This window comes from Rhizobium sp. RU36D (assembly GCF_900176345.1).
GTDB lineage: Bacteria > Pseudomonadota > Alphaproteobacteria > Rhizobiales > Rhizobiaceae > Allorhizobium.
In genome coordinates this window covers 312521-329801 of record NZ_FWXU01000001.1, presented here as the reverse complement: position 1 = coordinate 329801, position 17281 = coordinate 312521, and the positions used below count along the sequence as shown (strand labels likewise).

21 protein-coding genes are annotated in these 17281 nt (G+C 61.6%); 14 read left to right on the top strand and 7 right to left on the bottom strand.

Features of this window, described 5'->3' with window-relative positions; translation table 11 throughout:
* The first annotated feature begins 1 nt into the window (after nt 1).
* Both B9A97_RS01635 and B9A97_RS01630 read left to right on the top strand, forming a co-directional pair.
* Nucleotides 2–1054, top strand: coding sequence for a sugar phosphate isomerase/epimerase family protein (locus tag B9A97_RS01635; protein WP_084363223.1), 1053 nt, complete (start codon nt 2–4; stop codon nt 1052–1054).
* 185 nt (nt 1055–1239) lie between these two features.
* On the top strand, nt 1240–2412 hold the full coding sequence (locus B9A97_RS01630; protein WP_084363222.1) for a Gfo/Idh/MocA family protein: 1173 nt from the start codon (nt 1240–1242) through the stop codon (nt 2410–2412).
* Nucleotides 2413–2422: 10 nt separating this feature from the next.
* Here the strand turns inward: B9A97_RS01630 and B9A97_RS01625 are convergent, their stop codons facing one another.
* Nucleotides 2423–3235, bottom strand: a complete 813-nt coding sequence (locus B9A97_RS01625; protein ID WP_084363221.1) for an NAD(P)H-binding protein — start codon at nt 3233–3235, stop codon at nt 2423–2425.
* Between the two features lie 71 nt (nt 3236–3306).
* Here B9A97_RS01625 and B9A97_RS01620 point away from each other — a divergent pair, with 71 nt between their 5' ends.
* The 6 genes from B9A97_RS01620 to B9A97_RS01595 all read left to right on the top strand — a co-directional run bounded on the left by B9A97_RS01620 (nt 3307) and on the right by B9A97_RS01595 (nt 8883).
* Nucleotides 3307–3699 carry a winged helix-turn-helix transcriptional regulator gene (locus tag B9A97_RS01620; protein ID WP_084363220.1) on the top strand — a complete coding sequence of 131 codons (393 nt, stop codon included), beginning with the start codon at nt 3307–3309 and terminating at the stop codon, nt 3697–3699.
* A gap of 147 nt (nt 3700–3846) precedes the next feature.
* On the top strand, nt 3847–5223 hold the full coding sequence (locus B9A97_RS01615) for a GH1 family beta-glucosidase (protein ID WP_084363219.1): 1377 nt from the start codon (nt 3847–3849) through the stop codon (nt 5221–5223).
* 115 nt (nt 5224–5338) lie between these two features.
* Complete coding sequence (locus B9A97_RS01610; protein WP_244564083.1) at nt 5339–6019, top strand: EAL domain-containing protein; 681 nt, start codon at nt 5339–5341, stop codon at nt 6017–6019.
* Nucleotides 6020–6362: 343 nt separating this feature from the next.
* Nucleotides 6363–7403, top strand: a complete 1041-nt coding sequence (locus tag B9A97_RS01605) for a methionine ABC transporter ATP-binding protein (protein ID WP_084363481.1) — start codon at nt 6363–6365, stop codon at nt 7401–7403.
* Nucleotides 7393–8061: a methionine ABC transporter permease gene (locus B9A97_RS01600; protein ID WP_084363217.1), complete on the top strand. Its 669-nt coding sequence runs from the start codon at nt 7393–7395 to the stop codon at nt 8059–8061. The genes B9A97_RS01605 and B9A97_RS01600 overlap by 11 nt, the downstream gene beginning before the upstream one ends.
* Before the next feature lie 42 nt (nt 8062–8103).
* A complete protein-coding gene (locus B9A97_RS01595) occupies nt 8104–8883 on the top strand; it encodes a MetQ/NlpA family ABC transporter substrate-binding protein (protein ID WP_084363216.1) in 780 nt (259 codons plus the stop codon).
* Nucleotides 8884–9194: 311 nt separating this feature from the next.
* On the opposite strand, the gene B9A97_RS01590 is transcribed toward B9A97_RS01595, so the two are convergent.
* The gene (locus B9A97_RS01590) at nt 9195–9593 is read right to left on the bottom strand and encodes a RidA family protein (protein ID WP_084363215.1); all 399 of its coding nucleotides are present in this window, start codon (nt 9591–9593) and stop codon (nt 9195–9197) included.
* Nucleotides 9594–9784: 191 nt separating this feature from the next.
* Between B9A97_RS01590 and B9A97_RS01585 the strand changes: the two genes are divergently transcribed.
* Entirely contained in the window at nt 9785–10387 is a 603-nt protein-coding gene (locus B9A97_RS01585) for a TetR/AcrR family transcriptional regulator (RefSeq protein WP_084363214.1), read from the top strand.
* Here the strand turns inward: B9A97_RS01585 and B9A97_RS01580 are convergent.
* The 5 genes from B9A97_RS01580 to B9A97_RS01560 all read right to left on the bottom strand — a co-directional run bounded on the left by B9A97_RS01580 (nt 10384) and on the right by B9A97_RS01560 (nt 13996).
* Nucleotides 10384–11328: an oxygen-dependent tRNA uridine(34) hydroxylase TrhO gene (locus tag B9A97_RS01580; protein WP_084363213.1), complete on the bottom strand. Its 945-nt coding sequence runs from the start codon at nt 11326–11328 to the stop codon at nt 10384–10386. The two genes, B9A97_RS01585 and B9A97_RS01580, sit on opposite strands and share 4 nt — an antisense overlap.
* Nucleotides 11329–11421: 93 nt before the next feature.
* Complete coding sequence (locus B9A97_RS01575; RefSeq protein WP_210189671.1) at nt 11422–11790, bottom strand: VOC family protein; 369 nt, start codon at nt 11788–11790, stop codon at nt 11422–11424.
* 85 nt (nt 11791–11875) lie between these two features.
* Nucleotides 11876–12574 (bottom strand): helix-turn-helix transcriptional regulator, encoded by a 699-nt coding sequence (locus B9A97_RS01570; RefSeq protein WP_084363479.1) that lies wholly within the window; start codon nt 12572–12574, stop codon nt 11876–11878.
* Nucleotides 12575–12612: 38 nt separating this feature from the next.
* Complete coding sequence (locus B9A97_RS01565) at nt 12613–13524, bottom strand: CHAD domain-containing protein (RefSeq protein WP_084363212.1); 912 nt, start codon at nt 13522–13524, stop codon at nt 12613–12615.
* On the bottom strand, nt 13508–13996 hold the full coding sequence (locus tag B9A97_RS01560; protein WP_084363211.1) for a CYTH domain-containing protein: 489 nt from the start codon (nt 13994–13996) through the stop codon (nt 13508–13510). Before B9A97_RS01560 ends, B9A97_RS01565 begins: the two co-directional genes overlap by 17 nt.
* A gap of 173 nt (nt 13997–14169) precedes the next feature.
* Here B9A97_RS01560 and B9A97_RS01555 point away from each other — a divergent pair, with 173 nt between their 5' ends.
* The 5 genes from B9A97_RS01555 (at nt 14170) to B9A97_RS01535 (ending at nt 17214) form a co-directional block, all read left to right on the top strand.
* Nucleotides 14170–14808 carry a 2-dehydro-3-deoxy-phosphogluconate aldolase gene (locus tag B9A97_RS01555; RefSeq protein ID WP_084363210.1) on the top strand — a complete coding sequence of 213 codons (639 nt, stop codon included), beginning with the start codon at nt 14170–14172 and terminating at the stop codon, nt 14806–14808.
* Nucleotides 14809–14947: 139 nt separating this feature from the next.
* Entirely contained in the window at nt 14948–15646 is a 699-nt protein-coding gene (locus B9A97_RS01550) for a tellurite resistance TerB family protein (RefSeq protein WP_084363209.1), read from the top strand.
* Between the two features lie 109 nt (nt 15647–15755).
* A complete protein-coding gene (locus B9A97_RS01545) occupies nt 15756–16445 on the top strand; it encodes a GNAT family N-acetyltransferase (RefSeq protein ID WP_084363208.1) in 690 nt (229 codons plus the stop codon).
* Nucleotides 16442–16654 (top strand): hypothetical protein, encoded by a 213-nt coding sequence (locus tag B9A97_RS01540; RefSeq protein ID WP_084363207.1) that lies wholly within the window; start codon nt 16442–16444, stop codon nt 16652–16654. Before B9A97_RS01545 ends, B9A97_RS01540 begins: the two co-directional genes overlap by 4 nt.
* 32 nt (nt 16655–16686) lie before the next feature.
* Entirely contained in the window at nt 16687–17214 is a 528-nt protein-coding gene (locus B9A97_RS01535; protein ID WP_084363206.1) for a hypothetical protein, read from the top strand.
* Nucleotides 17215–17281 lie beyond the last annotated feature (67 nt).

The following is a 17281-nucleotide window of genomic DNA, read 5'->3' as shown; positions in this document are numbered from 1 at the left end:
CATGAAGACGATCAAGGGGCCGGCGATCTTTCTCGGCCAGTTTGCGGGCGATGCGGCACCGTTCAACACATGGGATGGCATCACCAAATGGGCCGCGGACAAGGGTTATGTCGGGGTTCAGGTCCCGACCTGGGCCGGCCAGCTGTTCGATCTGAAGCAGGCAGCCTCCTCCAAGACCTATTGCGATGATTTCGCCGGCCAGGCGCGCGCCAACGGCATCGAAGTTACCGAGCTCTCGACCCATCTGCAGGGGCAGTTGGTTGCCGTGCATCCGGCCTATGATGAAGCCTTTGACGGCTTTGCGGCGCCGGAAGTGCGGGGCAACCCGAAGGCCCGGCAGGAATGGGCGGTCGAGCAGGTCAAGATGGCCATCACCGCCTCGCGCCATCTCGGCATCAAGGCCCATGCGACCTTCTCGGGCGCACTGGCCTGGCCCTTCATCTATCCCTGGCCGCAGCGGCCGGCCGGATTGGTCGAGACGGCCTTCGACGAACTGGCGCGGCGTTGGAAGCCGATCCTCGATCATGCCGAAGAGAACGGCGTCGATGTCTGCTACGAAATCCATCCGGGCGAAGACCTGCATGACGGCGTGACGTTCGAGATGTTCCTCGAGCGCGTCGGCAATCACGCAAGAGCCAACATGCTCTACGATCCCTCGCATTACGTGCTGCAATGCCTCGATTATCTCGATAACATCGACATCTACAAGGACCGGATCAAGATGTTCCACGTCAAGGACGCGGAATTCAACCCGACCGGCCGGCAGGGCGTCTATGGTGGATATCAGGGCTGGGTGCAGCGCGCCGGCCGCTTCCGTTCGCTGGGCGATGGCCAGGTGGATTTCGGCGCGATCTTCTCGAAGATGGCCGCCAATGACTTCGACGGCTGGGCCGTGGTCGAATGGGAATGCGCCCTGAAGCATCCGGAAGACGGCGCCCGGGAGGGGGCTGAGTTCGTGCGGTCGCATATCATTCGCGTGACGGAAAAGGCGTTCGACGATTTCGCCGGCGCTGGCACCGACCAGGCCGCCAACCGGCGCATGCTGGGGTTGTGATCAGGCTGTGAGGTCAGCCCCTCACCCTAGCCCTCTCCCCGCAAGCGGGGAGAGGGGACTTAGACACATCCAGGTCGCATTGGCCAGACGGTGCGGCGTCTCCCTTCTCCCCGTTCACGGGGAGAAGGTCCCGGCAGGGGGATGAGGGGCGGGCACGAACAACGGATTTATGGGAGAAAAACATCATGGCAATTGAAGGCAAGGACGAGGGTATTCGCGGCAGGCGTATCCGTCTTGGGATGATTGGTGGCGGGCAGGGCGCCTTTATCGGCGGCGTGCACCGGATGGCGGCCCGTCTGGACGACCATTTCGAGCTGGTGGCAGGCGCGCTGTCGTCCTCGCCGGAAAAGGCGCTGGCCTCTGCCAAGGATCTCGGCCTTGATCCGGCCCGCAGCTACGGCTCCTACGAAGAGATGGCGGAAAAGGAATCGGCCCGGCCTGATGGCATTGAGGCGGTTTCCATAGTCACGCCGAACCATGTGCACTTCGCCGCGGCCAAGCCCTTCCTGGAGCGCGGCATCCATGTCATCTGCGACAAGCCGCTAACCTCCAACCTTGAGGATGCCCGCAAGTTCAAGGAAGCTGCGGACGCCAGTAAGTCGCTGTTCATCCTCACGCATAACTATACCGGCTATCCGATGATCCGACAGGCGCGCGAGATGATCGCCGGCGGGCAACTCGGTAAGATCCGCGTGATCCAGGTGGAATATGCTCAGGACTGGCTGACGACCGCGGTGGAGCAGACCGGTGCCAAGCAGGCGGTCTGGCGCACCGATCCCAACCAGTCCGGCGCCGGCGGCTCGACCGGTGACATCGGCACCCATGCCTATAACCTCGCCTGCTTCGTCAGCGGCCTGACGCTGGATAGCCTGGCAGCGGATCTCGATGCCTTTGTCGAGGGGCGCCGCGTTGACGACAATGCCCATGTGATGCTGCGTTTCCAGGGCGGTGCCAAGGGCATGCTGTGGTGCAGCCAAGTGGCGCCGGGCAATGAAAACGGTTTGCGCCTGCGCATCTACGGCGAGAAGGGCGGCCTGGAATGGGAGCAGGAAAACCCGAATTACCTCTGGTACACGCCGTTTGGCGAGCCGAAGCGGCTGATCACGCGCAATGGTGCCGGCGCGGGTGCTGCGGCTGCCCGCGTCAGCCGCATTCCGGGCGGTCACCCCGAGGGTTACCTGGAAGCCTTCGCAACGATCTATACCGAAGCCGCCCTTGCCATCCAGGCCTTCCGCGCCGGCTCAGCCGTTGATCGCGCCGTGACCTTCCCGACCATCGACGACGGTGTTCGCGGCGTTGCCTTCGTCGAAGCCTGCGTGGCGTCGTCCAAGCAGAATGGCGCCTGGGTCAAGGTCTGACATCAGATCATCAGCGTGCCTGGCCGAGGTGTTTCAGAGCCTCGGCCAGAGATGGCCGCGGTGGCCTCTCCAGCAGTGCCTGCAGATCGGAGCGATGGCTTTCTAGAAAGCCATGGGCCGCGGCGCTATAGATCGACATCAGCATCGCCGGCTGGAAGGGAAGCAGGGGCAGGGTGGCGAGGTGTTCGCGCTGGGCGCCGAGACCGATCGGCCGGTACACGACGCCGACGGCATCCGCCAGCTCGCCTATGCTCCATGCGTCCGTTCCTGACAGTTCATAGATACGGTTCCGGTGCGCGGCGGGATTGGCCAAGACCGTCACGGCCGCTTCGGCAAGGTCGGCGCGGGCCACCGCCGAGATCCTGCCTGTGCCAAATGGCGCGGTGATGATGCCATCCACGGGGGCAGACAGGTCCGCGATCAACTCGGCATAGAGGCCATTGCGCAGGATGGTCCGATCGGCGCTGCTGCGCTGAAGCCGCCGTTCGGTCCATCTATGGGCCAGCGCGAAGGCCAGGTGATCTCCTTCACCTGCAAGGCTCGTATAGACGATGTGTTGCACGCCCTTTTGCTCGGCGGCGGAGATGATCCTCTCGTGGCGGCCGATCACCACGTCGTCTTCGCCGTAACCCGCCGATACGATCATCAGGGTCGAGACACCACCGAGGTCGAGAGAGTCCGGGTCGTCGAAGTCGATGCGCCGTGTTCGCTCGCCGATGCCCTGCGGCTTGCTGCTTCCGGCCATCGGCGCCAGGCCCCTGGCAATGGCACCGGCGTGAATGAGGGAGCCAAGCCGTCCGGAAATGCCGGTAATCAGGATCATGATGCGTTTCCTTTGCGTGATGATGCGCATAGGTTAGGCAGGCCCGGAGCCTGATGTAAGGAGGCACTTTGATGTCAGTCGCGAACACGGATGTGACCCTTGACCTGGAACCTTGCGGGCAACCAGATCACGAGGACTGCGGCTTGCGCGATGTGCTCGACAGACTGGGCGAGCGCTGGACCGTGATGGCGATTGCCGAACTCGCCCGGGGTCCGAGGCGATTTCGGCAGCTGGAGCGGGCACTTCCAGGCATTTCCCAGCGAATGATGACGCTGACGGTGCGACGCTTGGAGCGGGATGGAATGGTCAGCCGTCTGGTGGAGCCGACCGTGCCGCCATCCGTGACCTATGAGCTGACGCCGCTCGGCAGGGAGTTTGCCGAGATGGTGATATCGCTTGTGGACTGGTCCAGGCGCCACAAGTCGCAGATCGCTCTGGCGCGTGCCGATTTCGACGCTGGTTAGCCGATGTACCCTCGTTCGCTGCAACGTTGCAGAATATGACGAGGGGGTCTTCACCCCCGCACGCACATGGTTTAAACCGCTTTGGACCCAATTTCAGCAGTCTGGCGCAGGTCATGTGCCGGATGCCTAGCGTGTGAGACCAAGACCATGACCGATCCCAAGACCCTTGCCGCGCGTTTTCCCGGCGATTTCGTATTCGGTGTGGCCACAGCCTCCTTCCAGATCGAGGGTGCGTCGAAAGCCGATGGCCGCAAGCCGTCGATCTGGGATGCGTTTTCCAACATGCCCGGCCGGGTGTTTGGCCGGCACAATGGCGACATCGCCTGCGATCACTACAACAGGTGGGAGCAGGATCTCGACCTGATCGCGGAAATGGGTGTTTCCGCCTACCGGTTCTCGATCGCCTGGCCGCGGATCATTCCTGAAGGCACCGGCCGCATCAACGAGCCGGGCCTCGACTTTTACGACAAGCTCGTGGACGGCCTGAAGGCGCGCAACATCAAGGCTTTCGCGACGCTCTATCATTGGGACCTGCCGTTGGCGCTGATGGGCGACGGGGGCTGGACGGCGCGGTCCACGGCCTATGCCTTCCAGCGTTATGCCAAGGTGGTCATGGCGCGTCTCGGTGACCGGCTGGATGCGGTTGCGACCTTCAACGAGCCGTGGTGCTCGGTCTGGCTCAGCCATCTCTATGGCGTGCACGCGCCGGGAGAGCGCAATATGGAAGCGGCACTCCATGCCATGCACTATACCAATCTTGCCCATGGCCTTGGTGTCGATGCCATCCGCCAGGTCGCGCCGCAGGTGCCGGCGGGCCTCGTCTTGAACGCCCATTCCGTGATCCCCGGTTCCGACAGTGCCGAGGACAAGGCCGCCGCCGAGCGCGCCTTCCAGTTCCACAACGGTGCCTTCTTCGGGCCGGTCTTCAAGGGCGAATATCCTGCAGATATGATGGAAGCACTGGGGGACAAGATGCCCAAGGTGGAGGATGGCGACCTCGAAATCATCAGCCAGAAGCTCGACTGGTGGGGCCTCAACTACTACACGCCGATGCGCGTCTCCGCCAATCCGGATGCCTCGGCCGACTACCCTGCCACCAAGGACGCACCGCCCGTTTCCAAGGTCAAGACCGATATCGGCTGGGAAGTCTATGCCCCGGCGCTGAAGTCCTTGGTCGAGACGCTGTACGATCGCTACGAGTTGCCCGTCTGCTACATCACTGAAAACGGCGCCTGCTACAATATGGGTCTGGATGCCAAGGGCGAGGTGGATGACCAGCCGCGCCTGGACTACTACAGCGAACATCTCGGCGTGGTGGCGGACCTGATCAAGGATGGCTTCCCGATGCGCGGCTATTTCGCCTGGAGCCTGATGGACAATTTCGAATGGGCTGAGGGCTACCGCATGCGGTTCGGGCTCGTTCATGTCGATTACGACACGCAGGTGCGGACGGTGAAGAAGAGCGGGAAGTGGTATAGTGAGCTTGCGGCTCAATTCCCGGCCGGAAACTACAAGTCGGCATAGCGTCCGGTAGACGTCTTTTTAAGACAGCTCGGTTACCCTCTCGTTTTCGGCTAGGAGAAGCGAGATGGCGTGTGCTGGGTGTCGTGATGGCAAGGGATTTGAAACGCCATTTTCGATGGCGTTCCAGCCCATCGTGGATGTCAGTAACGGCCAGGTTTTCGCCTATGAGGCGCTGGTGCGCGGCGTCGACGGCGCCGGCGCCGGTACGATCATTGCCCAGGTCAACGAGCACAACCGCTATGCCTTCGACCAGCAGTGCCGGGTGAAGGCCATCGAGCTTGCGGCGGCGCGGGCGCCGGAAGGCTCCAAGCTCTCCATCAATTTCATGCCAAACGCGGTCTACGAACCGCGTGCCTGCATTCGCATGACGCTGGCCACGGCCGACCGCGTCGGGTTTCCGCTGAACCGGATCATCTTCGAGTTCACCGAAAGCGAGAAGATCGATACCGCCCATCTGCTGAATATCCTCAAAACCTACAAGGATATCGGCTTCAGCACGGCCATCGATGATTTCGGCGCCGGACATGCGGGTCTCAATCTGCTCGCCATGTTCCAGCCCGATATCGTCAAGCTCGACATGGATCTGGTGCGCGGCATCGATACGAGCAAGTCCAAGCGGATTGTCGTCTCCCATACGCTGAACATGCTCCGGGAATTCGGCATCATCGCCGTGTGCGAGGGTGTCGAGACCGCAGACGAGATGAAGGTGCTGCGCGATCTTGGCGTGAACCTGATCCAGGGCTATCTGATCGCCCGCCCGGCCTTCGAAGAGTTCGTGCTGCCTGTCGCGGCGTAGCGACAGGTCGATCAGCGTAATTTTTCACACCTAAGCCAAATTCTGGAATTTTTTCTCTCCGTTTTTGCGGAAGCTGGCGCCATAACAGCATCAGTTTCCTCAGGCGCATGGCTGACCTGCGCTTCCAGGGTTTGAAAAGGCACGGATTGAAATGATAGAGCGGCCCACCGACCGTCGAATGTGTATCTCGCACTAGATTGCGAGTGCCATCCATCTTGCCCGGATCTGCCGGGCGCCGTGACCGAGAGCCTATCATGAATGCCATAACCCGTCTCAGCAGCCCCATGTCCGGAGCCGCCCTGTGACCGCGACTGTCAACAACCCGGCGAATGCCGAACGGCCCATGGTCGCCTTTGCCGGCGTGACCAAGCATTTCGGCGGCACGGGAGATCAAACCGGATTTACCGCGCTCGCCGGTATCGATTATTCCGTGCCAAAAGGCGTGATCACCGGCATTATCGGCCGTTCCGGTGCCGGCAAGTCGACGCTGATCCGCTTGGTCAACGGACTTGAAAAGCCGACATCCGGCCAGGTGCTGGTCGATGGCGTGGATGTCGGGGCGCTTGACGATGCCGGGTTGCGCACGCTTCGCCGTTCGGTCGGCATGATCTTCCAGCACTTCAATCTTCTCTCGTCGCGCACCGTTGCCGATAATATCGGCCTGCCGCTGGAGATAGCAGGCCATGACCGCAAGGCGATCGAGGCCAAGGTTGGCCCGTTGATGGAACTCGTCGGCCTCTCCGACAAGGCTGGCCGCTATCCGGCGGAATTGTCGGGCGGCCAGAAGCAGCGTGTCGGCATTGCCCGGGCCTTGGCGACAGAGCCCAGCCTGCTGTTGTCGGACGAGGCGACCTCGGCACTCGATCCGGAAACGACGCAATCGATCCTGGACCTGTTGAAGACGATCAATCGTGACCTCGGGCTGACGGTTCTTTTGATCACCCACGAGATGGAGGTGGTGAAGACCATCGCCTCGCGCGTCGCGGTGATCGACAAGGGCCTGATCGTGGAGGAGGGGCGGACCTTCGACATCTTCACCCGGCCGCGGCACGAAACCACCCAGGCGCTGCTCTCCGCCAGCATCGGCGCCAAGCTGCCGGAGTGGATCAGCTCCGATCTGAAGCCGGTTCCGGCGGCAGGCGACCGCGCCTTCGTGCGGTTGATCTTCTTTGGCGATACGGCGTTTCAGCCGCTTACAGCGCGGCTGGTGGCAGAGCTTGGCCCCGAGGTCAACATTCTCGCCGGCGCCATCGATGAGATCTCCGGCGAACCCTTCGGGTCGCTGGTCGTTGCCTACCCGGCCGATCCCCAGACGCTTGCACGGGCGAATACGTTCTACCAGCAGACGGGACTTGCAACGGAGGTGCTCGGCTATGGCGCCTGACATGCTGTTCAACCTGATCCTCAAGGCCTTGCTGCAGACCCTGCAGATGGTCGCCATTGCCGGCGTCATAGGCACCGTCATCGGCCTGCCGATCGGCGTGTTTCTGGCCACAAGCGGCCGGGGCGAGCTGTTTTCTGCACCCACGGTCAACCGGGTCTTCGGGCTTGTGGTGAACGCAGTTCGCTCGACGCCGTTCATCATCCTCGTAGTGGCCATCATTCCATTTACTCGCTTCGTGACGGGAACATCGATCGGCACCTCCGCGGCCATCGTTCCGCTGACGGTCGCCACCGTTCCCTTTGTCGCGCGTCTGATCGAGGCGGCGATCCGCGAAGTGGACAAGGGGCTGATCGAGGCAGCCCGCGCCATGGGCGCGACGCCGCTGCAGATCGTCACCAAGGTGCTGCTGGCCGAGGCGCGGCCGGGCATCGTGCTGGCGCTCACCATGACCGCGGTCAGCCTCATCGGCTATTCCGCGATGGTCGGTGCCGTGGGCGGAGGTGGGCTTGGCGATCTCGGTATTCGCTATGGCTACCAGCGCTTCATGCCTGATGTGATGCTGGCGGTGGTCGTGGTGCTTATCGTGCTGGTGCAGGCGGTCCAGAGCGTCGGCGACGCGCTCGCCCGACGCTTCGACAAGCGCAGCCGCAAAAACTAATTCCTCCCAAGGAACATCCAGGGACATCAAAGGAGAGTACCCATGAAGAAACTGATCCTCGCGGCCTCGCTTGCCGCTCTGTTCTCGGCCGGTGCCGCGCTCGCCGAAACCATCAAGATCGGCGTGACGCCCGGCCCGCACGCCCAGATCATGGAGAAGGTTAAGGAAGTGGCTGCCGGCAAAGGCCTGGAGATCGAGATCCTGGAATTCTCCGACTACGTCGTGCCCAACCAGGCGCTGGCCGATGGGGACCTCAACGCCAATTCCTTCCAGCACCAGCCCTATCTGGACAACCAGGTGAAGGACCGCGGCTTTGACCTCGTCAGTGTCGGCCAGTCCGTGAACTTCCCCATGGGCATCTATTCCAAGAAGGTGAAGAGCCTGGAGGAACTGGCTGACGGTGCGACTATTGCCATCCCGAATGATCCGACCAATGGCGGCCGTGCGCTGCTCATCCTCGCCGACAAGGGCCTGATCAAGTTCAAGCCGGATGCCGGCCTGAAGGTCGGTCCCGCTGATGTTGTCGAAAACCCGAAGAACCTGAACTTCGCCGAACTTGATGCCGCCCAGCTGCCGCGCGCGCTTGATGACGTCGATGCGTCAGTCATCAATACCAACTACGCGCTGGAAGCCGGTCTCGATCCGGGCAAGGACCCGATCGGCCGCGAAAGCGAAAAGGCCCCCTATATCAACGTGATCGCCGTAAAGTCGGCCGACAAGGATGCCCCCTGGGTCAAGACACTTGTCGAGTCCTACCATAGCGATCAGGTCAAGGCCTTTATCGCTGAGGAGTTAAAGGGCGCGGTCATCCCGTCCTGGTAACCTCGCCCCTGCCTTTTAAGGTTGCCATCGAACCCGCCGGCCTGTCGGCGGGTTTTGGACTGCTGACAAAGATGGGTTTTCCGCAAAACTTTATTCAGCCGTCATTCCGGCGAAGGCCGGAATCCAGCCACGGCGCGTCTGCGCCGTGAAAAGAGTCTCTCGCAATCAAGGACTTGATTGCGCTGGATGCCGGCTCGGCGGCCGGCATGACGGTGAGGTTTTCGGTCAAAGCCAACGTCGAAAGACCTGGGACGAGAGTTTTTAGCAGCCATCGAACCCGCCGGCCTGCCGGCGGGTTTTGCGTATCGAGGCTAGTTTTCCTGCGGAATGCGGGCGATGACCTTGATCTCGAAGTCGAAGCCGGCCAGCCAGTTTACCCCGACCGCCGTCCAGTTCGGATAGGGCGCCGCGCCGATATTGCGCTCCCGGACGGCCATGACCGTTTCGACCTGACGCTCCGGATCGGTGTGAAACGTGGTGACGTCGATCACGTCCCGCAGCGTGCAGCCCGCGGCCTTCAGCACGGCATTGAGATTGTCGAAGGCAAGCTGGACCTGTTTTTCGAAATCGGGCTCCTGGGATCCGTCGTCGCGGCTGCCCACCTGGCCGGACACGAAAATCAGGTCGCCGGACCGGATGGCAGCGGAGTATTTGTGCGCCTCGTATAAGGCGTGACGGTTTGCGGGAAAAATCGGTTCTCTCACATGCATGGTTTGTCCTTCCGGCGCTGACGCGCGCACACGGGTATCCGTTCGGCCATCTGGAAGAGGCCGGCGCGGACGCTTTGGGTTTTGCTGTTCACTCACGGGGCGAAGTTTGATATACGCCGCGTATGTCTATTATATAGATACGGCTCGTATGTCAATTGACATGCGTCGCGTGTGTGAATGACGAGGCAAGGATGGCCCGAAGAACCCGTATTGAAATGATGGAGGAGACGAAGGCGAAGCTGATCGGCGCTGCGCGAAAGGCCTTCGCCGAAAAGGGGTTCGCGGCCGCGTCCATGGACGACCTGACGGCTGAGGTCGGCCTGACTCGCGGTGCGCTCTATCATAACTTCGGCGATAAACTCGGCCTGCTTGCCGCCGTCGTGCATCAGATCGATGTGGAAATGGCGGGGCGTGCCCAGATGAGCGGGTCAAGCGCGGACAGTGCCTGGAATGGCCTTCTTGCCGAGGGGCGCGCCTATATTGAAATGGCTCTGGAGCCCGACGTGCAGCGCATCGTGCTGCTCGATGGTCCTGCCTTCCTGGGCGATCCGTCACGCTGGCCGAGCCAGAACCTGTGCCTTCAGTCGACTTTGGAGAAGGTGAGGGGCTTCATCGCCGACGGTATCATGCGGCCCGTCGATGCCGAGGCCGCCGCGCGCCTGATGAGCGGTGCGGCGCTAAACGCGGCGCTCTGGGTGGCGGCGAGCGACGATCCGCAGACTGTGCTGCCGAAGGCGATCGATGCCTTCACCTGCATGTGCGAGGGGTTTCTGGCACGGAGGAATTTGGCCTAGCTGCCGATGTGCTTTTCGCCGCGTTCCCTGGCCAGCCTGATCTGCAATTGCCGTTGCCGATAGCGGTCGCGATCGGCTTCCGTCCGGCTCTCATAGCAGTTGGAGCAGGACACGCCTTCTTCGTAATAGGGCGACGTGATTTCTTCCGCCGTGATCGGGTTGCGGCAGGCGTGGCAGAGCTTGTGATTGCCCTGCTTCAGCCCGTGCTCGATCGACACCCGCTCGTCGAAGACGAAGCAGGCGCCTTCCCACAGGCTTTCCTCGGCCGGCACTTCCTCCAGATATTTCAGAATGCCGCCCTTGAGGTGGTAGACCTCGTCGAAGCCCTGTTGCTTCATGTATGCGGTGGCCTTTTCGCAGCGAATGCCGCCGGTGCAATACATCGCGATCTTCGGCTTGTTGTGCAGGCCGGGGTTGTTCTGGACCCAGTCTGGGAATTCCCGGAAGGTCTTGGTATTGGGATCGACCGCGCCCTTGAAGATACCAATGGCGGTTTCGTAGTCGTTGCGTGTGTCGATGACGATGGTCTCCGGGTCGGAGATCAGCGCATTCCAATCCTTCGGATCGACATAGGTGCCGACGATCTCATTGGGGTCGATGTTCTCGACGCCCATGGTCACAATTTCCTTCTTCAGCTTCACCTTCAGCCGCACGAAGGGCATCTTGGAGGCGCGGCTTTCCTTGTGCTCAAGGCCTGTAAATTCCGGCTGCGCCCGGAGGAAGGCCAGCACGGCGGCTATGCCCGCATCGGTGCCGGCAATCGTGCCGTTAATGCCTTCATGGGCCAGCAGCAGCGTGCCCTTGATGCCGTTCTCCTGCAGCAGCGCCAACAGCGGCTCGCGAAAGCTCTCGAAACGCGGGAAGCGGGCAAAATGATAGAGCGCGGCGACGCAGAACGCGCCGCCCTCTTCATGGCGAGGAATTTTCAGATCTTCGGTCATGGGGCGGAAATACTGCTTCGCCCCCTGCGACGCAACGATTTTCCGTGGTGGACCGGAAGTTTGAAATTCGTCAAGTCGGCTTCCCGCCGCCGCTCAGGATGCGGGCGGCGTGAAGACACGAATGCGGTGGCCGTCGGGATCGGTGGCGGTAAAGGTTCGGCCGAATTCCATGTCCTGCGGCGGTTGCAGCATGGAAACTTCCTGTGTCTGCCACTGCGCATGCAGGGCATCGACCGTTTCGGGCGAGGGCGCACGAATGGCGAGTTCACACCCGCCCCCTAAGGCCAACGCGCGCGGCTCTACCGTGTGGCGCGACCAAAGGCCGAGCACAAGGCCGCCGGGCAGGGCGAACAATGCGAAGGTATCGGAGGTTTCCACCGGCTCCAGGCCAAACAGCTGCGCATAGAAGGCGGCACTGGTCCGAGGCGATTCCACATACAGAATGGTCATGGTCGGCGTCATCGTGATTGTCATGGCTTTGTCTCCTTTGTTGACGAAGCCAAGATAGCCGCCCATGCTGCCAAAAACTGTCAGCATGTTTGTGATGCTACTTCACGAGGCGATCCGGTACGGCGCTGACGCGGCGCCACTCCTTCAGAAGGGCTGCCCGGCGCATGGGATAGCGCCCTTCGCCAAGCATCGCCTTTTCCAGCCTGTCGGTGCGAAAATGGCGGAAGCCCTGGCGCAGCGTGCACCAGGCAATCAAGACGCGCACGCCATCGAAATAGCCGAGCGCGCAGGGCCAGATGGTTCGCTGCGACACCGTTCCGTTTTGATCGCGGTAGTCTATATCAAGCGGTCGCTCTGCCCGCAGCGCCTGCCGCAGCAAAGCCAGATCGACGCGATGGACGGGAAGCGCGGGACCCGGACCGACCAGCAGCCCGATATCCGCCATATCCCGCCTGAGGTCCTCGGGCAGGACGGAGTTGATCTTGGCGAGCGCCTCGCCGGCCGCCGCGGACAAGGCCTCATCCGTTCGTTGGGTCACGAAGCGGAACCCCAGCATCAGCGCTTCGATCTCATCGCGCGTAAACATGAGCGGCGGCAGCATATAGCCGGGGCGCAAGACGAAGCCGATGCCGGCCTCGCCTTCAATGTCAGCCCCTTGGGCCTGCAGGCTGGCGATATCGCGATAAAGGGTGCGCAACGAAATTCCGAGTTCGGCGGCAAGCGTCGCCCCGCTCACCGGCTGGCGGTATCGGCGCAAAATCTGCAACAGGGAGAGAAGGCGTTCCGAGCGGCTCATGGAGGAAGCATAGACTTGCTGCCATCCGTTGTCAGCAGTCAGGCAGTTGCCGCTTCCATCCAAAGCGCACGGATGACCTTCGCCTCGCGAGAGGGAGCGTCTGCGAAAACCTGATCGGCAAGGTCAAGCGCCTCGGTTCGAAGCGCCTGCTGCCGCCTGATGATCACCCCGAGCAGATGGGATTGCACTTCCCCACTGCCGCAAATGCCGGGCTCGTCATCCAGCAGTTCCACAAGCAGCGAGATGTCGTGTTCGTGGCCAAGGATATCGACGAGTTGCTTGGCTTGCGATCGCTTGGCGGCAAATGCGGAGGGCCAGAGATCGCGCAGCAGGGAGAGGTGCATCCAATAGAGCTGGGCTGCCTTGCGAAGATCGTGGAAGCGTTCTGCATGGGCATCTGTATGGCAGGCCTCAAGGACATGCCGCGTCTTGAGCGATGCATTCTTCCAGGCCTTTGACAGCGCCTTGGCCACTTTGCGTGGGCTCGTTGGGAAAGTTTCGGCTTCAACGGCGGCGGTGGCGATCCGACAGGCCTCGATGGCGGCATTTGCCTTGTCTGCCAGTCCAGTTTCTGCCGCAGCGATGGCATCGCGCCGTTCGGTCAGTGCCGCCAGCGTCTGTTGCAGGGCAGCGATCTCATCAGGCGATTCGGTGTGGCGCTCCAGATAGGCCACGGTCTCGATCAACGCCGTGGCGTCGCGCACGGCGGACAGCGAGCGGGCAGCATCGCGCAACCGGGCATTCTCCGTTTGCCGGAATTCCTTCCTGTCGCGGGCTACAAGCCGGTAAAGGCCGCGCACGCGCTTCAGTTTCTTGCGGGCCTCGTGGATTGCTTCATGCAAGCCATCTGGCTGGGTTTCGAGAGCGGCTATCGCGCGGGACAGCTGCTCTGCCGCGACCGTCTTCACCTCCCGATCGAAGGAAGCGGATGCATCAATTCGATAGGCCATCCAGGGCTCCTGTCGGGAGGTCTTCGATGGCCAGCCATTGGTTCGAATAGCGGCGCTCGCCGGTCACCTCGCGCCCAAGCCAAGCCGGCAAGGCAGGGGAATCGCTTTGATCCTGCAGTTCCACCTCGGCAATGACAATCCCGAGATGGGCGCCGGAAAACACATCGACTTCCCAGAGGAAGCCGCCGAACTCCACGTGATGGCGGGTCTTTTCGATGACGCGGCCTATCGCCAGTGTCATCATTTCCTCGGCATCCGCGACCGGAATGGCGTATTCGAACTCGTCCCGCACCAGCATGTTCGTGCCGATCTTGATGGTCAGCCGCGCCGAGTCTCCGTCGCGAATGCGGATTCTGACCGACCTGTCATCCATGGATGCGATATAGGCCTGGCGGATGCTGATGGATTTCTTGACGACGGCCCTCCAATCGTCATTCGCCACCAGGAACTTTCTTTCGATCTCTTTTGCCATAGGGCTCCGCTATGTCCATTTCCGGCGCGGCAAGACTAGCCGATGAAGTCGTCCATTCAAACCGCGTTTTTACCGCTTGAGTTTGAGCGCCGTGATGCGGCTTGCCGTCTCGACAATGCCGGCGTCGCGCGCTACTCCTTGCTCTAATTCAATCGTTTAGAAAGGTGCTGGCCATGAGCACGAAAACCGAAAAACTTCTGTCCGTCCTGAAGCTGCAGCCGGTGGTGCCGGTTCTGATCATCGACGATGCCAAGACGGCCGTGCCGCTGGCACGGGCTCTGGTCGCCGGCGGATTGAAGGCGATCGAGATCACCATGCGCACCGACGCGGCGCTCGAAGCCGTGCGCCTGGTTGCCGCCGAGGTGGAGGGGGCTGTGGTCGGAGCCGGCACCATTCTCAACTCCGGGCATTTCGCCGCCGCCGTCGAAGCGGGTTCGCAGTTCATCGTCAGCCCTGGCACCACGCATGAACTGCTCAAGACGGTGCGCAATTCCGATATTCCGCTGTTGCCCGGCGCGGCAACCGCAAGCGAGGTCATGGCCCTGCGCGAAGAGGGCTTCCAGGTGTTGAAGTTCTTCCCGGCAGAGCAGGCCGGTGGTGCCGCCTACCTGAAGGCACTGTCCTCCCCGCTGGCCGGCACGATGTTCTGCCCCACAGGCGGCATTTCTCTCAAGAATGCCAGGGATTACCTGTCCCTGCCCAACGTCATCTGCGTCGGCGGGTCCTGGGTGGCGCCGAAGGAACTGGTTGCTGCCGGCGACTGGGCTGGCATCACCAAGCTTGCCGCAGAGGCCGCCGCGCTCAAGGCGTAAATTTGTCTGCTAGGCAGTGTCCCGGCCACTGACCGGGACACTGCAAAAGCGGCCTGAAACATGAAATTTTCGTCATGTTTTTGTATTTCCGCGGCGGACTTCCTATCTCCTTGATGTGATCGACCATCAGGAGAGATTTATGTTTGACGCCAAAAAGCTGCTTGACCAGTTCCTCGGATCGCAAGTGCCCGGCATGTCCGGAAGCGTGCGCGACCGGGCGGGCCAATTCGGCGACATCGCGAAGAACAATCCCTTGAAGACGGCTGGCCTGGCGGCCGTGCTGCTGGGCACCAAGACCGGCCGCAACCTGGCCGGCAATGCGCTGACCATCGGTGGGCTCGCTGCCATAGCCGGCCTGGGCTACACCGCCTACAAGAATTACCAGGCTGGCAAGGATCCGGCCAATACCAGCATCCCCGCGCTGCCGGAGCTCCTGCCGCCGCCGACCGATTCGCCATTCAGCCCCCAGGCTTCGACAGTCACCAATGACTTCGCGCTGGCGCTGGTGCGGGCGATGATCGCCGCAGCCAAGGCCGATGGCCATATCGATAACAGCGAGCGCGCGCTGATCATGGACAAGATCAAGCTGTCGGGCCTTGGTTCCGAAGCCGAAGACTTCATCGAGCGCGAACTGGCCAATCCCACCGATATCGATGCCTTGGTGGCGGCAGCCCGGACGGAAGAGCAGAAGGTCGAAATCTACACTGCGTCCCGTCTCGCCATCGAGCCGGACAACCGGGCAGAGCGCGGCTATCTCGACCTGCTGGCCGGTCGTCTCGGCCTTGCTGATGCCCTGGTCGACCACATCGAAGCTACGGTTGCTTCCGCCAAGGTCTGACCGGCCTCGCCCGAATGCGTTAGTCTGTCACTACCGCGCGGCATGTCGAGGGCCAGTTGCCTTTGCGGGGCGGCTGGCCTACTCCTCTTGCAAAAGAAGCGAGGCACGCATGCGCGATTTATCCACATTCAAGGGCTGCCCGGCGCCTCAGCCGGTGACGCTGTCAGGGCGTTTCGTCATCATCGAGCCCTATGACAAGGCCAGCCACCTCCAGCCGCTATGGGATGCGCTGGGTGGACTCGGCATCAATCCCTTGCTCAAATACTTTGCCTGCCCGGAATTTGCCGATGTCGCGGCCTTCGGGGCCTGGCTGGATGCCGTGCAGGGCGGTTGGCTCGTGCATGTGTTCCGCAGCAAGGCATCCGGCGAGGTGCTGGGCATGGCGAGCTATATGCGCGCTGATCCGGCCAATGGCGTGGTGGAGGTCGGCGGGGTGGCCCATGGTTCGGCCATGAGCCGCACACCGATCGCCACGGAGGTCCATTACCTCATGGCACGTCACGTCTTCGACGATCTCGGATATCGCCGTTACGAATGGAAATGCCACAACGACAATGCCGCGAGCAAGACGGCCGCCCGTCGCTACGGTTTCACCTTCGAAGGTGTGTTCCGCCAGCACATGGTGTCCAAGGGTGGCAATCGCGACACCGCCTGGTTTTCCATCATCGATTCGGAATGGCCCGTCGTTAAGGCGGCCTTCGAGACGTGGCTGTCGCCGGGAAATTTCGATGAAAGCGGCCATCAATTGCGGCGCATGGACGATATCCGCGCCGAGCTCGCAGGGGAGACCGCAGCATGAATGGCAGCACCCGCAATTCCGCTATCGCAGCGGCGCTGATCCTCGTGGGTGCCACGGTTGCCCTGCTGATCCTGCCCAAGGTGGTGCTGTGGATCGGTGACTATTCCCCGGCTCTCGCAGCCGTCGCCGGCGGCGCTATCATCCTCTCCTTCTTTGCCGTCTTCTGGCTGCGGGCGCGCTATCAGCGCCAGCATCGGAAGGTGGAATGAGGATTGGAGTATGAGGGGCTGGGAGACCTCAAATGTTGCCTTCATTCATCAGGTCATGGGTCACAGGAGATCGCAGCGGCGACCGCGGTATCAATTTCAGGCAGCTTAATGCTGGATGGAACGCGAATAATGGCGCGCCGCATCCCCATGTCGCGCTTTGTGGCTCTACGATAGAACTCCACTTCCTGATGACACTGGGGGCAGGAATTGTTGCTGGAGATGATGAAGCCGGTTGCCTCACATTCGTTGGGTGCAGCCGTTGGCGCCTTGGTAGTCCGAATGACGAAGGCTGGTACCTAGGCCAGTGCCGCTATAGCAAGATTGCGCCGAGATGGGGTGAGTTCTACGAAATTACGGGCCGCGACAGCTTGCGGGATATGCCTGATGACTGGCATGAGCTTGCCGATGCTGGCGAAGGCTATCGCCATTTCCTCTTCTATTTGAAAGACGAGACGTTCGAATGCATCGCCGCCGACTGGTCTTTCCGGCACGTTGCTGCAACTGCGGACGCTTCCAGACATGACCGCTCGGTCAACGTCATTAACTCAGTTCGATATTGAGCGTCTTTCCTGCGCCTTGTGCAAATAGCCGACCTTTGCACAAGGCCGGCTATTTCTCTTTATCGAT

What these genes read in the sequence shown, in the direction of transcription:
- B9A97_RS01600 (WP_084363217.1), top strand. Translation starts at nt 7,393, where the DNA reads ATGGCGCCTGACATGCTGTTCAACCTGATCCTCAAGGCCTTGCTGCAG.
- B9A97_RS01585 (WP_084363214.1), top strand. Translation starts at nt 9,785, where the DNA reads ATGGCCCGAAGAACCCGTATTGAAATGATGGAGGAGACGAAGGCGAAG.
- B9A97_RS01565 (WP_084363212.1), bottom strand. Translation starts at nt 13,524, where the DNA reads ATGGCCTATCGAATTGATGCATCCGCTTCCTTCGATCGGGAGGTGAAG.
- B9A97_RS01625 (WP_084363221.1), bottom strand. Translation starts at nt 3,235, where the DNA reads ATGATCCTGATTACCGGCATTTCCGGACGGCTTGGCTCCCTCATTCAC.
- B9A97_RS01635 (WP_084363223.1), top strand. Translation starts at nt 2, where the DNA reads ATGAAGACGATCAAGGGGCCGGCGATCTTTCTCGGCCAGTTTGCGGGC.
- B9A97_RS01605 (WP_084363481.1), top strand. Translation starts at nt 6,363, where the DNA reads ATGGTCGCCTTTGCCGGCGTGACCAAGCATTTCGGCGGCACGGGAGAT.
- B9A97_RS01570 (WP_084363479.1), bottom strand. Translation starts at nt 12,574, where the DNA reads ATGAGCCGCTCGGAACGCCTTCTCTCCCTGTTGCAGATTTTGCGCCGA.
- B9A97_RS01595 (WP_084363216.1), top strand. Translation starts at nt 8,104, where the DNA reads ATGAAGAAACTGATCCTCGCGGCCTCGCTTGCCGCTCTGTTCTCGGCC.
- B9A97_RS01535 (WP_084363206.1), top strand. Translation starts at nt 16,687, where the DNA reads ATGTTGCCTTCATTCATCAGGTCATGGGTCACAGGAGATCGCAGCGGC.
- B9A97_RS01610 (WP_244564083.1), top strand. Translation starts at nt 5,339, where the DNA reads ATGGCGTTCCAGCCCATCGTGGATGTCAGTAACGGCCAGGTTTTCGCC.
- B9A97_RS01540 (WP_084363207.1), top strand. Translation starts at nt 16,442, where the DNA reads ATGAATGGCAGCACCCGCAATTCCGCTATCGCAGCGGCGCTGATCCTC.
- B9A97_RS01555 (WP_084363210.1), top strand. Translation starts at nt 14,170, where the DNA reads ATGAGCACGAAAACCGAAAAACTTCTGTCCGTCCTGAAGCTGCAGCCG.
- B9A97_RS01580 (WP_084363213.1), bottom strand. Translation starts at nt 11,328, where the DNA reads ATGACCGAAGATCTGAAAATTCCTCGCCATGAAGAGGGCGGCGCGTTC.
- B9A97_RS01550 (WP_084363209.1), top strand. Translation starts at nt 14,948, where the DNA reads ATGTTTGACGCCAAAAAGCTGCTTGACCAGTTCCTCGGATCGCAAGTG.
- B9A97_RS01630 (WP_084363222.1), top strand. Translation starts at nt 1,240, where the DNA reads ATGGCAATTGAAGGCAAGGACGAGGGTATTCGCGGCAGGCGTATCCGT.
- B9A97_RS01545 (WP_084363208.1), top strand. Translation starts at nt 15,756, where the DNA reads ATGCGCGATTTATCCACATTCAAGGGCTGCCCGGCGCCTCAGCCGGTG.
- B9A97_RS01560 (WP_084363211.1), bottom strand. Translation starts at nt 13,996, where the DNA reads ATGGCAAAAGAGATCGAAAGAAAGTTCCTGGTGGCGAATGACGATTGG.
- B9A97_RS01590 (WP_084363215.1), bottom strand. Translation starts at nt 9,593, where the DNA reads ATGCATGTGAGAGAACCGATTTTTCCCGCAAACCGTCACGCCTTATAC.
- B9A97_RS01620 (WP_084363220.1), top strand. Translation starts at nt 3,307, where the DNA reads ATGTCAGTCGCGAACACGGATGTGACCCTTGACCTGGAACCTTGCGGG.
- B9A97_RS01615 (WP_084363219.1), top strand. Translation starts at nt 3,847, where the DNA reads ATGACCGATCCCAAGACCCTTGCCGCGCGTTTTCCCGGCGATTTCGTA.
- B9A97_RS01575 (WP_210189671.1), bottom strand. Translation starts at nt 11,790, where the DNA reads ATGACGCCGACCATGACCATTCTGTATGTGGAATCGCCTCGGACCAGT.